This is a genomic window from Chryseobacterium glaciei, from assembly GCF_001648155.1.
GTDB classification, from domain to species: domain Bacteria; phylum Bacteroidota; class Bacteroidia; order Flavobacteriales; family Weeksellaceae; genus Chryseobacterium; species Chryseobacterium glaciei.
On the sequence record NZ_CP015199.1, the window covers coordinates 1,419,243 to 1,432,985 of the forward strand.

The window sequence follows — 13,743 nt, forward strand, 5'->3', positions numbered from 1 at the left end:
TCTTCAAACCACACAAAATGTTTTGTGTGGTTTGGCGTTAATATTGCAAAGTATTATTTTTAATCGAAAAGATAAATACATGAAAAACTGGATACCATTAATTTTATTACTTCTCGTTTTGTCGTCCTGTAAGACAAGAAATGCCGCTAAAAAGAACAACAGCAACTCACAAGACAGCACTATCGTAGTAAAAGACGATGGAAATCCTAAAGACGCCAATGAACCTGTAAGAGATAAAATTACATTCTTCGAACATGTAATTATTCCACCAAAATTTGATCAGATAAAGATCAGTAGTAAGGTAAATGTTGAAACAGGAAGTTTCATCCCAACTCTTGACGCTACTATTTATATTGAAAATAATAAAAAAGTGTGGATGAATTTAACTGCATTTTTATTTACTGTTGCACGAGGAATTGCAACACCTGATGGCGTAAAAGGGCAAGATAAGACCAGCAAAACTTACATTGATTCAGATTTTGAATATCTTAACAACTTATTGAATGTCAACTTCATTGATTATAAATCTTTGGAGAAAATTTTAATGGGAAGAACGTTTGTAAAAATCAGTGACTCTCAATTTACCCTTACCAAAAACGCTCAGGGATTTAAAATGACATCCAATGGAAATCAAAAAATCGTTACTGATGAAAAAACTAGGGAATATAAAATTACCTTGCAATATGACACGAATTATGATTTATTGAATGTAAATTTAAAAGATGTTTTATCTCCCGACGAATTAGAAATATCTTACAGCAATTGGGATGAATATAATGGAATTCGTTTACCTAAAAATGTTAAAATAATTATAAAAGGGTCAAAAAGCAGTCAGATTTTACTAGAAAATACGAAATTTGACTTTTCCCCGATGGAAACACCGTATTCAGTACCATCCAGTTATAAGAAAATCGAGATTAAATGATTAAAAAAATTAGCTTTTTAATAGGTATTTTGCTGTTCTCATTGCAATATGGGCAAAAAAAAGAGCAATTACAAAAGCAGAATGCTGACCTTAAAAAACAAATTGCACAAATAAATACAGATTTAGCTAAGACCAGAAGCGAGTCTAAACTTTCTATATCCTACCTTACCAACGTTAATAAAAAATTAGCTTTAAGAGAAAAGGTTTATACTAATACTCAAAAAGAAAAACGTTTTATTGAGGATGATATCTATCTTCGTCAGTTGGAAATCAACCGTCAGAACAAAGAATTAGCAGTTCTCAGAAAGAACTATGCTGAAGTTTTGGTAAATGCCTATAAAAATAAAGGTGTGCAGAATAAAGTAACTTTTATTCTTTCCGCTAAAAATATGGGTGAAGCGATAAGAAGAGTTCAATATTTAAAAGAATATTCTGATTATCAGGACAAAAAAGCTGCTGAAATTACAAATGCTGCGACTCAGATAAAAAATACTATTACTCAGCGACAAAAATCAATTAAAGATAAAGAACATCTTTTGGTTAATCAACAAAAAGATTTAACCACAATCAATGCTGAAAGAGCGCAGAAAGAACAACTTGTTGCAGAATTCAAGAAAAATGAATCTCAATTAACGGTTGAGCTTAAGCAAAAACAAACTCAGTCTAAAGCTCTTGAAGGACAGATCAGATCTATTATTGCTGAAGAAATCAGAATCGCAAAAGCTGAAGAAGAAGCAAGAAGAAAAGCAGACGCCGAAAAAATACGTTTAGCTAAAATCGCTGCAGAAAGAGAAAAAGCAAGAATTGAAGCTGAAAACAGAGCCAGAGCAGAAGCGCTGGAAAAAGAAAGGTTATTAGCCGAGGCAGAATCTAAAAGAGCAACAGAATTAGCTGCAAAAAGAGCTGCTGAGGAAAAGAAACGTACAGAGGAAGCTGCAAGAGCAGAATCTAATGCAAAAGATGCTGAAAGAAAAATAGCTGCTACTAAAGCATCCGAAGAAGCTAATGCAAGAGCAAGAGAAGCATCAAACAAATTGATTGCTGCAAGAGCCGCAGAAGCCGCATTAACAAAGAAAAAAGACGACGAGAAAAAAGCTGCAGAAACCAAAGTAATGACCAACTTCGGGGTAAATTCTACAGTTGCAGGAAGTAACTTCGCAGAAAACAAAGGAAGATTAGGATTCCCGGTAGATAAAGGACAAATTACCCACCGATTCGGAAGACAGCCTCACCCGGTTTTCAAAAATATTGTTGAAGAAAATAATGGGATCAAGATTTCTGTGCCTTCAGGTACACGCGCAAAATCTGTGTTCCCGGGAACAGTTTCTTCGGTGTTGGCCAACAGTGACGGTACTAAAACCGTTATGATCAAACACGGAACCTACTTTACAATCTATTCTAACTTAGGGGCAGTAAATGTTTCTAAAGGACAACAGGTTTCAGCAGGTACTCCTGTAGGTGTTGTAGGTCAGGATTTTGACGGGTCTTATACCCTTGATTTCCAAGTATGGAGCGGAACTAATCCAGTTGATCCATTAGGTTGGGTTTCCTATTAAAAAATAGATTAACTTTGTAAAAAATTAAGCAATGCAAACACTAACAATATTAGCCTTATCTTGGCAACATATCCTTATCGTAGCTGTACTTCTTGTGTTACTTTTTGGAGGTAAAAAAATTCCGGAACTAATGAGAGGTGTTGGTTCGGGTATCAAAGAATTTAAAGATGCTGTAAAAGAAGAAGACAAACCAGGTTCTGAAAAGAAATCTTCTACTGATAATAACCCTACCAGCAACTAAAATTCTACACAATTAATGAACTTTACAGAGATTGCATGGCAAGTCTTTAATACTTCTATTGAAGATTATCACGTGCTTGATGACGTTAACACTCTAGTTAATAACCCGTTCGAAAAAGATAGTTTGGAACGAATTTTGTATGCAAAGAACTGGATTGATACCGTTCAATGGCATTTGGAAGATATTATTAGAGATGAGAATATAGACCCGACCGAAGCTCTTCAATTAAAGAGAACTATCGATGCTTCTAATCAGAAAAGAACTGATTTAGTGGAATTTATAGACAGTTGGTTTCTTACAAAGTATGAAAATATAACTCCTAAATCTGATGCAAAGATCAATACTGAAACTCCCGCTTGGGCTGTAGACAGATTATCGATTCTTGCATTAAAGGTTTATCACATGTCATTAGAAGCCAACAGAGAATCCGCTTCTGAAGAGCACCGCCAGAATTGCCAGGCAAAACTAGATGTGCTTCTTGATCAGAAACAAGATCTGTTTACTTCTATTAATCAGTTGCTTACTGATATTGAGAACGGTAACGTTAAGATGAAAGTGTACAAACAAATGAAAATGTACAATGATGATAGTCTTAACCCAATCCTTTATCAAAAGGGGCAAAAATGAAACGACTATTTTTTTTCGGAGTACTAATAATTCTAACAACTTCCTGCGCAACGGAAAAATTAAATTTTTCTCCGCTGTCTAATAATTTTTATAGCGAAGCCAAAGGTTCGGATTCTGATAGAGGAGTAAAGAAAAGCATTGACATCAACATTAAAGAAAATGTAAATGCATCTGAGATCTCTAACCTTATTTCAACTTTTCCTAAATTCAAAAATGTGAATTTAAATGAGGAAGTATTAAATTTGAAATATAGTTTACAGAATTACCTGTATGCAATTGACGCCAACAATCTTTCAGGAAAAAATAGAGCAATTAAAAGCTTCGAAAAATCTTATAAAAAAATTCAGAAACTGAGACAGAGTCTTAACAAAGATGATGACGAAGTACTTAACAGATATTTGGTAAGATTAAAAACCAATATCACCGTTATCGAAGATTCCTTAAAAGGAAATTAAAACAACAAACAACAATTGAGCTTTAATGATTAAAATTCAGGCGGAGGCCAACGTTCCTACAGAACACGGCAGTTTCCGAATGATTGCTTTCTCTGAAAATGAAAATGATTGGATGCCTCACATGGCTATTATTGCCGAAAACACAGACTTTTCTAAGCCTGTAAATGTACGTTTCCACTCAGAATGTATTACCGGAGAAGTTTTCCATTCAAAAAAATGTGAATGCGGGCAGCAACTTGATGCCGCAATGAAATATACCCATGAAAATGGAGGAATGATAATTTACCTTCGACAGGAAGGGAGAAATATAGGAATCATCAATAAGCTTAAAGCTTACTCTCTTCAGGAAAAAGGTTTTGACACCGTAGAAGCCAACCTAAAACTAGGACTTCCGGCAGATGACAGAAACTTTGAAGTAGCCATTGACATCCTTAATATATTAGATGTAAAAGATATCAACTTACTTACAAACAATCCTGAAAAGGTGAAACATGTAGAGAAAAGTAATATTCATCTCACCTCAAGGATACCTTTACAGATTCCGGCCAACGAGAATAGTAAAGAATACTTACAAACAAAGAAAGATTATTTTGGACATCTCCTTGATGACAACGATAATTAAAACTTAATAAAAGCAAAGGCTCCGAAAGAAATTCTTCCGGAGCCTTTTTTTATTTAAAATTTACAAGACTATTTTGTTCTTTGATTAATATTTCACCAATAAGTGTATTTAATTAAAATCATTATCTTTGCACCCTTAAAAAACATATATACTATTTTATGAAAAAACAATTATTAGTATTATCGTCACTTCTACTAATTAGCTGTGGTGGTAGTGATTTCCTTAATTCACAAGAAGAAGTTCAAACTCCCAAAGTTTTAGATAAAAATTCTTTAATTCAATCTAAAACAAGTTCCATTACAAATAAGACTGAAACAGTTTTAATGAATTTATCCTTTGATACAGGGGTTAGAAGTGAAAATGGAGGTTGCTCTTTTGAATATATATTAGGTCCTCCAGGACATGAAAACACTCATACTTCAACACAATGTTTTGGTCCAAACCCAATATCTCAAAATGGCTATTTAGTTAGGGGATATGGAAAGCCTCGCAGGTCTGCTTTTAATTATGATGATTGGTTTGGAGTTATGCTTATATCTAAAAACGAAGGTAAAATGACAAATTTACAAGGACAATCTGTATTAGTAGATAATCCGCTTTCAAATGCAATTTCAATACAACAACATTTTCAAGCAAATCAAACATATGAAATAACTCTGTCTACAATTATTGAAGATCAAATATACACATCTAAACATAGCCAATATAGCTCTAATACTTACAGTATAGATAAAAGTGAAGCATTTCCTACGCTTGCAATAGAACTTAAAGACACACCAGAAATCTCTGGAACTGATCCTTGTGCAGCAAGACCTAATGTAGGAAATGGTCTAACTCAAGCAAATAATTATAAGAAACAAACAGTTGAAAAAACAAGTCAGTGGGCAAAAGAAAACAAAACCTTTGTATTTAATTTTTCAACAAAAGAGGAGAAAAATGGACTAGTAATATATTTTTTACCTGAAGTTTCTGGGCAAAGACCTGCCCAACATGTACCTGAGAGTTACTTTAGAATGGATATTAGAAATGTAAAAGTAATACAAAAACCTTTTGATCCTATTTACGTTGTCCCTGATACTCGACCTAACACTAATCCATGTGGATTTAGAGGAGGATGCTAATTAAACAAATTATATAATTGTCAAAGCAAAGGCTCCGAAAGAAATTCTTCCGGAGCCTTTTTAATTATAAAAAATTGAAAAGATATATTCTTAATTTACTTTAGTGTTAGTAACATTAGAATCATTAAGATTATAATATTTAACTACAGCATTGTAATCGTTATAATCTACACTTGCTGATTTAGAAGCTTTTCCAGCAGCATTAGCAGGAACAAGTACAATTCTAAATGTCTGGTTTGTTAAATATTGATTTGTTTCTGTCCCTGTCATCTGTGTTGCCTGATTAAAGTTAGCAGTAGTTCTAATTTCAACATCCTGAGATGTAAAATCGAAATTATAATCTAATTCTCTGCCTGTTGGCAAGTTTTGAACATCATCTAAATAATATGTCTTAGGTATAATTTGCCAAACATTCCCTACTCTTCTATATACTAAAACTACATCTGTACCTTCAATATTAATATCTAATCCAAGTGTAAAATTATTTCCACTTGAAAATGTTCCTGTAGCATCTTTCATTATAGCAACAGTATCGCTGTCAACATCATCTTTATTATCACAGCTAAATATGAATAAGCTCACAAAAGCTAATAGCAAAATTGGAAGAAATTTTTTCATTTTATAAAAGTTTAATTTATTATTGATATGGCTTATTCAAAACATATACCAAAAAACTCAAAAACTTTGTTTTCATCATTTTTTTAATTGTATTTTTGTTCATATTCAAAAAGTCATGAAGAAAGCAGTTTATATTTCCCTCTTTGTATTCTTATGTATTGGCACAAAAATTACAGCGCAATACCAACCGAAAAACATTTCCCAAGCAGACATAAACAAAGCCAACCAATGGGTTGACACTACATATAAATCTCTTTCTCAGGACGAAAAATTAGGTCAGCTTTTCATTGTTGCTTTATACACCAATAAAGACGAAAACCACATCAGTCAGGTCAGAAACATTGTTTTAAACGATAAAATCGGTGGTTTAATTCTGATGCAGGATGATGCAGCGAGAGAAATTAATCTGGTTAATGAATTCCAGCAAAAATCTAAAATCCCATTAATGATCGGGATGGATGCAGAATGGGGTTTATATCAAAGAATTGCAGCTGCACATAAATTCCCTTGGGCAATGACTTTGGGAGCTATTCAGGATAAAAATTTAATTGAGCAAATGTCTGCCAAAATAGCCGAAGACTGCCACAGAATGGGCATCAATTGGGACTTTGCGCCAGTTGTTGACGTGAATACAAATCCTAATAATCCGATTATTGGAAACAGAAGTTTCGGTTCTGAGGTTGATAATGTAATTAATTCGGCATTGTCTTATTCCAACGGACTTCAAAATAACAATATTCTTGCTGCAATAAAGCATTTTCCGGGACATGGGGACACGAGTACAGATTCACATCTTGACCTCCCTGTTGTTTCTCATAGTTTAGAAAGATTAAACAGTATTGAATTAGCACCATTCAAAGCATTGATGAATAAAGGAATTGGAGGTGTTATGGTGGCGCACTTGTACGTTCCAAGTTTAGAATCAGGAAAAGGAATTCCGGCTTCGGTTTCTAAAAATATTATTACAGGTTTATTGAAAGAAAAATTAGGCTACAAAGGTTTAATTATCACTGATGCTCTAAATATGGGTGCTGTAGCCAACAAATACAATCCAGGAGAACTAGATGCAATGGCTTTCAAAGCTGGAAACGATATTATGCTGTTTTCTCAAGGTGTGGCTAACGGTAAAAAATTAATCCAAAAGGCAATTGACAACGGAGAAATTCCTCAAGCTAGAGTTGAAGAAAGTGTAAAGAAAATTTTATTGACAAAATATTATTTAGGATTGACTCAATACACTCCAAAAAATCCTGAAAATGTTAATCAAGATCTTAATAATGATTCTCATAAAAATTTAGTTCAAAATTTATATTCAAACGCTTTAACATTACTAAAAGACGATAAAAAGCTGCTACCATTGAACGGAAAACAAGTGTATTATGTTCCATTGGAAGAAGCGCCTTATCAGACATTTGCAACTCAATTGGGTTCAAATGTCATTATTAAAAAAGCTGGAGAAATTAATTCAATTCCAAAAAATTCTACTGTAATTGTTGGTTTTCATAAAGATAATTCTACAGCTTACAAACCTTATAAAATATCAGATGCTTCTAAAAAAGTTTTATCTGATTTAACGAAAAATCAAAAAGTAATTTTAAATGTTTTCGGAAGTGCTTACGCTTTGAAAGACATTGATATTTCAAAAGTTTCAACCGTTCTCGTTTCTTACGAAAACAATGATGATTCAATGACTGCAACAGCAAACGCATTCAACGGAAAAACAAAAATCTGGGGCAGACTTCCTGTTTCGGTAAATGATAATTTGAAAGCAGGAATGGGAATTGATTTAAACCCAACTTCCGCTTCCAATACAAAAGTAAGTTCAACAGTGTTTACAACATCCAAAAAACAACAATAAACTAATGAAAATAGGCATACTTTGCTATCCAACATACGGCGGAAGCGGAATCGTAGCTACCGAACTGGGAATGTCGCTGGCCAATAAAGGCTATGAAGTACATTTCATCAGCTCCGCGCTTCCCGCAAGACTAGATATCACCAATCCGAATATTTTCTTTCACAGAGTGAATGTTCAGACTTACCCGCTTTTCCAATATCAGCCTTATGATATCGCGTTAAGTTCGATGATTTACCGTGTCGTGAATCTTTACAAACTGGATTTGCTTCACGCTCATTATGCGATTCCTTACGCTTATGCGGCTTTTACAGCTAAGCAAATGTTACAGGAGGACAACAACGACGTTCCGTTGGTAACAACGCTTCACGGGACGGACATTACGCTTGTTGGACAACATCCAAGTTACAAACATGCGGTAGAATTCTCTATTAATCAATCAGATGCGATCACTTCTGTTTCTGAAAGTTTAAAAAGAGATACGTTGCAGTTTTTCAAGATTAAAAAAGAGATTCAGGTGATTACCAATTTTATTGATAATTCTGAATTTGATGAACCAAGTGATTGTCAGAGAACGCAATTTGCAAATCCTGACGAAAAAATATTGATTCACGTATCCAATTTACGTCCTGTAAAACGTGTAGAAGAGGTTCTTCAGATCTTTAAAAATGTTCAGAAAAAAGTAAAATCTAAACTTATCATCATCGGAGAAGGTCCGGATATGGAAAAAGTTAATCAGTTTTTAGAAGAAAATCCTGATTTGATCTCGAAAATTCGTCTTTTAGGAAAAGTAAATGATTTGTATAGAATTCTTCAGCTTTCAGACGTATTTTTATTGCCATCTGAGCAGGAAAGTTTCGGTTTGGCAGCATTGGAAGCGATGGCAGCAAACACTCCGGTTATCAGTTCAAATGCAGGTGGAATTCCGGAAGTTAACATTCAGGGAGAGACAGGTTTCTTGGCCGAAATTGGAAATGTTGAGGCAATGAGCAACTACACGATCAAATTATTGAGCAACGAGGAACTTTTAACCCAAATGAAGAAAAACGCGAAAGAACAAGCGATAAAATTCGATTTGAAAAACATTCTTCCTATATATGAAGAAATGTATAGAACAACGATAGAAAATTTTAAAAAAGAGTTGTCTAAAGTATAGCAGTCTGCTATATTTGTAAGACACTCATGACGGAAAAACTACTTCAATATCTTTGGAACTTTAAGATTTTCAAAAATTTTGACTTCAAGGATATTGAAGAAAATTCCGTTGAAATATTAGATTTCGGCAAATGGAATACCGATTCCGGACCCGATTTTTTATTGGCGAAAATTAAAATCAACAATGTAATTTTTGCAGGAAACATCGAACTTCACGTAAAATCCTCCGACTGGATATTTCACAATCATTCTATAGATCCCAATTACCAAAACATTATTCTTCACGTTGTTTTCCAAAACGATGCTGATATTGATGAACTGAAAAATAAAAATATTCCAACGTTGGAATTGAAAAGTTTCATCGATGAAAATATTCTTTGGAAATATGAAAAATTGGTCAGTGAAAATCAATTTATTCCTTGTGAAAATATTTTTGATACAAATAAAATCCCTGTCAATTTTCATGAAGAAAACGTTCTTAAAAAGCTTCATCAAAAATCTTTAGAAATAGAGAAAAGTTTAGAACTGTATAAAAATAATTTTGAAGCCGTTCTTTTTCACAACCTCGCCTACTCTTTTGGCTTAAAAGTGAACGCTTTTATCTTTAAACAAATTGCAGAAAGCATCAACTTCACTACCATCAATAAAATAAAACAAAATGAAACTCAGCTTGAAGCTTTATTTTTCGGAATTTCTGGTTGGTTAGATGTTCCAGAAGACGACCAAATGCAAGTTTGGAAACGAGAATTTGATTTTATTAAGGCTAAATTCAATATTTCAGAATTAAAATTTCGTCCAAAATTTTTAAGATTAAGACCTCCGAATTTCCCAACCATTCGTTTGTCGCAGTTGGCGAATCTTTATTACCAACATCACAATTTATTTTCAAAGGTAATTTTCGCAAAAAACTCAGCTGAATTATTCGAAATTTTCAAAGACGTAAAAGCTTCAGAATACTGGGATAATCATTTTAATTTCGGTAAAATATCAACAGTCGATCAACCTAAAGTTTTGACTAAAGATTTCATTGAATTAATAATTTTAAATGCAATTCTTCCTTTAAAATACACCTATCATAAATATCACAATGAAGAAATTACCGATGAAATTTTAGAATTTTACACGAACATTTCATCAGAAAAAAATTCAATTATTGATCAATGGAAAAGTCTTGGTTTAAAAACTAAAAATGCTCTGGAAAGTCAGAGTCTGATTTATCACTATAAAAATTCCTGTGAAGAAAAAAATTGCTTAAATTGCAGTATTGGATTTAAACTTTTAAAAGAAACCTAAAATGTTCGATAATATTCGCCACAAAATGGAAAGAGAATGGTTTGGCGTTCTTACGAGAACCGGCGCTAAACTTGGAATTCCTGTATCAAAACTGAGAGTTTTCTTTATCTACTCAACTTTTGCAACAGCAGGTTTTTTCTTTTTAATTTACCTTGGATTGGCGTTTACTTTGTGGATCAAAGATATGTTCATTACAAGGCGTCCTAACGTATTTGATCTTTAATCATGGAATTTTTACAAATTACTTCTCCTGAAGATTACAGAGTTCAGGAAATTTTCAATTCATATTGTTCAACTTTTCCTGAAGACGAAAGAAGAGATTGGAATAAATTTAAAAACCTTTTTTCAAATTCGAACGTTAAAATAATTTCTGTTTTACACGAATCAAAAACGGTTGGTTATCTCATCCTTTGGGAATTGAGCAATTATGTTTTTGTGGAGCATTTCGAGGTTTTTGAGGAATTTAGAAGTCAGAAATTCGGATCGCATATCACGGGGTATTTATTCGAAAATTATCCACGAATTATTTTAGAAATAGAACCTGAACATTTAGGTGAAGACGCGAAAAGACGCTATTCTTTTTATCAGAGAAATGGTTTTAAACTTCTTGATGAAATGTATGTACAACCAAGTTATGGTGAAGGCAAAAAACCGCTAGACCTTTGGTTGCTATCAAATTATACTCCCGAAAATTTGAAAGAAGTTAAAGATGAAATTTATGATATTGTTTATCATTAAAATATAAATCCGAAGTATAAAAACTTCGGATTTTTTATTTTTTTAAATTGAGCCTTGACAAGGCTCATCGCTCATAATTAAAAGAAAATTTAATTCACTTCATATTCCAACTTAATTGTAATACTCGCTTCTTTTTCTTTAGAAGAAGTATTAAAAGTTCCGCCGTAAGAATAATCTTCATTAGAATTTGGAGCTGTAATTTGGATAACTCCCATCGTTGCTTTTTTAAGATTGCCTAATTTACTTCCAGAATTCTCAGCAATTTTTTCTGCTCTTTCTTTGGCATCTTTCGTTGCAGAAGCAATCATTTCCTGCTTTACAGTCGCCAATTTTGTATAAAAATAAGAGGGTGAAGAAGAAGTAAATTCTATTCCACGATTGATAATTTCCGTAATATTTCTAGAAAGATTTTCGATTTTTGCCACCTCTTTGCTTTCAATAGAAACTTTTTGCGTTAGACTATATCCCGAAAATTCTCCCTGTACATTATTTCCATTTGAATCCGTATAATTTCTAAACTGCTTCTGAATATCTACCGAAGAAAAAACGATTTCATTCTGTTTGATTCCTTTTGAAATAAGATAATCATTAATAACTTTTCTGTCCATCGCCAATTCATCGTAAGCAGATTTCAAATCGGCGTTGTTTTTAGAAAAACTCCCCGACCAGGTAATTAAATCGGAAGTAAATTGTTTCGTTCCCAAACCGGTAATAGAAATGGTGTTTTCAGATTTATTTCTGTTTTTAATAGCGCTTCCTAAAAGTCCAAGACCAATAATGAAGCCTAAAGAGGCAACCGCGATTGCAATAATGTTTTTATTCATAAAAATTCGTGAATTTGATTGATTTTAATTCTAAGAGTATATCAATTTCTATTCCGAAATTTTAAGATTTTATTAACATTTAAATTATTGCTTAATCTGCTTTAATCTTTCAACGTAAAGAGGGATTGTTTCTTCGAGGCTTAATAATACTCCGGACAGGTTTTTGGCTTTAACGTAAGTTCTCGTGTGAGGTTTTGTGAGAAAAGAAAATTCTATAAACTCAGAAATTCTTTCAGCAGGAATTCCTGCTTTTGTAAAATAGTCATCATCTACTCTTTTACGAATCCACAAAATATGTTCCTGCAAATCATCATATCGATATTGACGTTTTTGCCTTCTCGCTTTTCCACTTACAAGGTCATAAACACCCTGTACATTAAGATTTCCCAAAAGAATCGGAAGTAATACACTTTTTACTTCGGCAGGCGTTTCTCTCATTTTACCGATAGGTTGCGGAAGTCCGACCGCCTGTTGAACGATTTCACCTTTGTCTACTTTTGCGACAGCTCTGGAATCATCAGCCAAATCGCCTGTCAATCTTTTGGCGACTTTAACCTCTTCTATCTCTTCAGGAATTTTAATTAATGTTATAAATAATTGAGAATTTATCCCGTCCGTCATTACTCTTTTGGAAACTCTTTCATAACCGGCTCTGACAAATCTCAATTCATTATTATTAAAGGCTTCAATAGAAAATTCTCCTTGAGAATTAGTGAATACTTTTTGATCTGTCGAAATATTAATTACCGTAACGGAGCCAAGATTAATATCATTATCATCAGTAATTTTTCCTGTAACTGTCTGCTGAGAAAATATAGATTCAAATAAAAACATCAAGATTAGAAAAAGTGTCTTTTTCATCTGTTAAAAGGATTTATTTTTGAGTTTGAGGAGCACGATAAGACGAAATTCTCGTTAAAACAAATCGTTGGAATCTATACAAATCCGCATCGCTACAATAACCATATTTTAAGATATTCTTTCTCTCAAAACCGCCTGCAAAAACATAATAAATGAAATTCTGGGTCAGTGCTTTATCAATCTTTAGATCTGTAAAATACTGTTCTCCTAATGCTTTAGTAAGATAATCCATCAAATCAACATCATCCCATTTATTTTTAATTTTACCAATAGAAAAACCCTGTCCTTTCGGTTGAACAAATTCTCCCGCTCTCGCAGCCAGAAGTCTTGGATCGGATTTTTGAGACATATAAACTGCCAGATCGCTTTTTAGTTTCTCAACTTTTTTTGGTTGATTAAGATTTTTAGAATCAATTTTTAAATCTCCGGTGAGTCCTTTTTTTATTTCAACCTCAGCAATTAATGCCGCAGATCTTATCAAAGTAATATTGATCGCAGAACTGATATTTTCTGAAGTTACCTTTTTATTGAGTCTTTCATAACCGGATTTTACAAAACGAAGTTCATCACCTTGTCTTCCAAAAATCATAAAATGTCCGTCTCGGTTTGTGGATACTCTTTCATCAGTTCGGATATTGATAACAGTAACATCCGGCATTTCAATATTTTCTTCAGAAGATATCTTCCCAAAAATATAATCTTGAGCATTGATATTGATGAAAAATATGGTAAATAAGAAAAAGAGTAGTTTAAATTTCACGGAAAGTTTTTTATAACGCAAAACTAAAGCTATTTTCACTGTATTTAATAAGTTTAACCACAGTTAACGCGTTTTAGGAAATTTTTGTGAAT

Annotated in this window: 16 protein-coding genes; 12 read left to right on the forward strand and 4 right to left on the reverse strand. The window is 33.0% G+C overall.

The window, feature by feature from the left end:
- Window positions 1-79 precede the first annotated feature (79 nt).
- From lolB1 to A0O34_RS06335, 7 genes are all read left to right on the forward strand, one after another.
- The gene (gene lolB1, locus A0O34_RS06305; RefSeq protein WP_066752627.1) at window positions 80-925 is read left to right on the forward strand and encodes a lipoprotein insertase outer membrane protein LolB1; all 846 of its coding nucleotides are present in this window, start codon (window positions 80-82) and stop codon (window positions 923-925) included.
- Window positions 922-2,481, forward strand: a complete 1,560-nt coding sequence (locus tag A0O34_RS06310) for a peptidoglycan DD-metalloendopeptidase family protein (RefSeq protein WP_066752630.1) — start codon at window positions 922-924, stop codon at window positions 2,479-2,481. The genes lolB1 and A0O34_RS06310 overlap by 4 nt, the downstream gene beginning before the upstream one ends.
- Window positions 2,482-2,512: 31 nt before the next feature.
- Window positions 2,513-2,722: a twin-arginine translocase TatA/TatE family subunit gene (locus A0O34_RS06315; protein ID WP_066752633.1), complete on the forward strand. Its 210-nt coding sequence runs from the start codon at window positions 2,513-2,515 to the stop codon at window positions 2,720-2,722.
- Window positions 2,723-2,737: 15 nt separating this feature from the next.
- Window positions 2,738-3,349 (forward strand): DUF4254 domain-containing protein, encoded by a 612-nt coding sequence (locus A0O34_RS06320; RefSeq protein WP_066752635.1) that lies wholly within the window; start codon window positions 2,738-2,740, stop codon window positions 3,347-3,349.
- Complete coding sequence (locus tag A0O34_RS06325) at window positions 3,346-3,804, forward strand: hypothetical protein (protein WP_066752637.1); 459 nt, start codon at window positions 3,346-3,348, stop codon at window positions 3,802-3,804. Before A0O34_RS06320 ends, A0O34_RS06325 begins: the two co-directional genes overlap by 4 nt.
- 25 nt (window positions 3,805-3,829) lie before the next feature.
- Window positions 3,830-4,426, forward strand: coding sequence for a GTP cyclohydrolase II (gene ribA / locus A0O34_RS06330; protein ID WP_066752639.1), 597 nt, complete (start codon window positions 3,830-3,832; stop codon window positions 4,424-4,426).
- 158 nt (window positions 4,427-4,584) lie between these two features.
- Window positions 4,585-5,547 carry a hypothetical protein gene (locus A0O34_RS06335; protein ID WP_066752642.1) on the forward strand — a complete coding sequence of 321 codons (963 nt, stop codon included), beginning with the start codon at window positions 4,585-4,587 and terminating at the stop codon, window positions 5,545-5,547.
- Between the two features lie 90 nt (window positions 5,548-5,637).
- Here the strand turns inward: A0O34_RS06335 and A0O34_RS06340 are convergent, their stop codons facing one another.
- Window positions 5,638-6,129 carry a hypothetical protein gene (locus A0O34_RS06340; protein ID WP_157885963.1) on the reverse strand — a complete coding sequence of 164 codons (492 nt, stop codon included), beginning with the start codon at window positions 6,127-6,129 and terminating at the stop codon, window positions 5,638-5,640.
- Between the two features lie 151 nt (window positions 6,130-6,280).
- On the opposite strand from A0O34_RS06340, the gene A0O34_RS06345 reads away from it, so the two are divergent.
- From A0O34_RS06345 to A0O34_RS06365, 5 genes are read left to right on the forward strand one after another with little or no spacing between them, the layout of a single operon-like run.
- The gene (locus A0O34_RS06345; RefSeq protein WP_066752647.1) at window positions 6,281-8,023 is read left to right on the forward strand and encodes a glycoside hydrolase family 3 protein; all 1,743 of its coding nucleotides are present in this window, start codon (window positions 6,281-6,283) and stop codon (window positions 8,021-8,023) included.
- A 4-nt stretch (window positions 8,024-8,027) separates the two neighbouring features.
- On the forward strand, window positions 8,028-9,176 hold the full coding sequence (gene bshA, locus A0O34_RS06350; protein WP_066752650.1) for an N-acetyl-alpha-D-glucosaminyl L-malate synthase BshA: 1,149 nt from the start codon (window positions 8,028-8,030) through the stop codon (window positions 9,174-9,176).
- 26 nt (window positions 9,177-9,202) lie between these two features.
- Window positions 9,203-10,468, forward strand: coding sequence for a DUF2851 family protein (locus A0O34_RS06355; RefSeq protein ID WP_066752653.1), 1,266 nt, complete (start codon window positions 9,203-9,205; stop codon window positions 10,466-10,468).
- A 1-nt stretch (window position 10,469) separates the two neighbouring features.
- Complete coding sequence (locus A0O34_RS06360) at window positions 10,470-10,691, forward strand: PspC family transcriptional regulator (RefSeq protein ID WP_055988446.1); 222 nt, start codon at window positions 10,470-10,472, stop codon at window positions 10,689-10,691.
- A 2-nt stretch (window positions 10,692-10,693) separates the two neighbouring features.
- The gene (locus A0O34_RS06365) at window positions 10,694-11,206 is read left to right on the forward strand and encodes a GNAT family N-acetyltransferase (protein WP_066752656.1); all 513 of its coding nucleotides are present in this window, start codon (window positions 10,694-10,696) and stop codon (window positions 11,204-11,206) included.
- Between the two features lie 89 nt (window positions 11,207-11,295).
- Here A0O34_RS06365 and A0O34_RS06370 read toward each other — a convergent pair whose 3' ends face one another.
- The 3 genes from A0O34_RS06370 to A0O34_RS06380 all read right to left on the reverse strand — a co-directional run bounded on the left by A0O34_RS06370 (window position 11,296) and on the right by A0O34_RS06380 (window position 13,651).
- The gene (locus A0O34_RS06370) at window positions 11,296-12,030 is read right to left on the reverse strand and encodes an SIMPL domain-containing protein (RefSeq protein WP_066752659.1); all 735 of its coding nucleotides are present in this window, start codon (window positions 12,028-12,030) and stop codon (window positions 11,296-11,298) included.
- A gap of 84 nt (window positions 12,031-12,114) precedes the next feature.
- Window positions 12,115-12,891 carry a carboxypeptidase-like regulatory domain-containing protein gene (locus tag A0O34_RS06375; RefSeq protein WP_066752662.1) on the reverse strand — a complete coding sequence of 259 codons (777 nt, stop codon included), beginning with the start codon at window positions 12,889-12,891 and terminating at the stop codon, window positions 12,115-12,117.
- Window positions 12,892-12,904: 13 nt separating this feature from the next.
- Entirely contained in the window at window positions 12,905-13,651 is a 747-nt protein-coding gene (locus tag A0O34_RS06380; protein WP_066752665.1) for a peptidase associated/transthyretin-like domain-containing protein, read from the reverse strand.
- Between the last annotated feature and the right edge of the window lie 92 nt (window positions 13,652-13,743).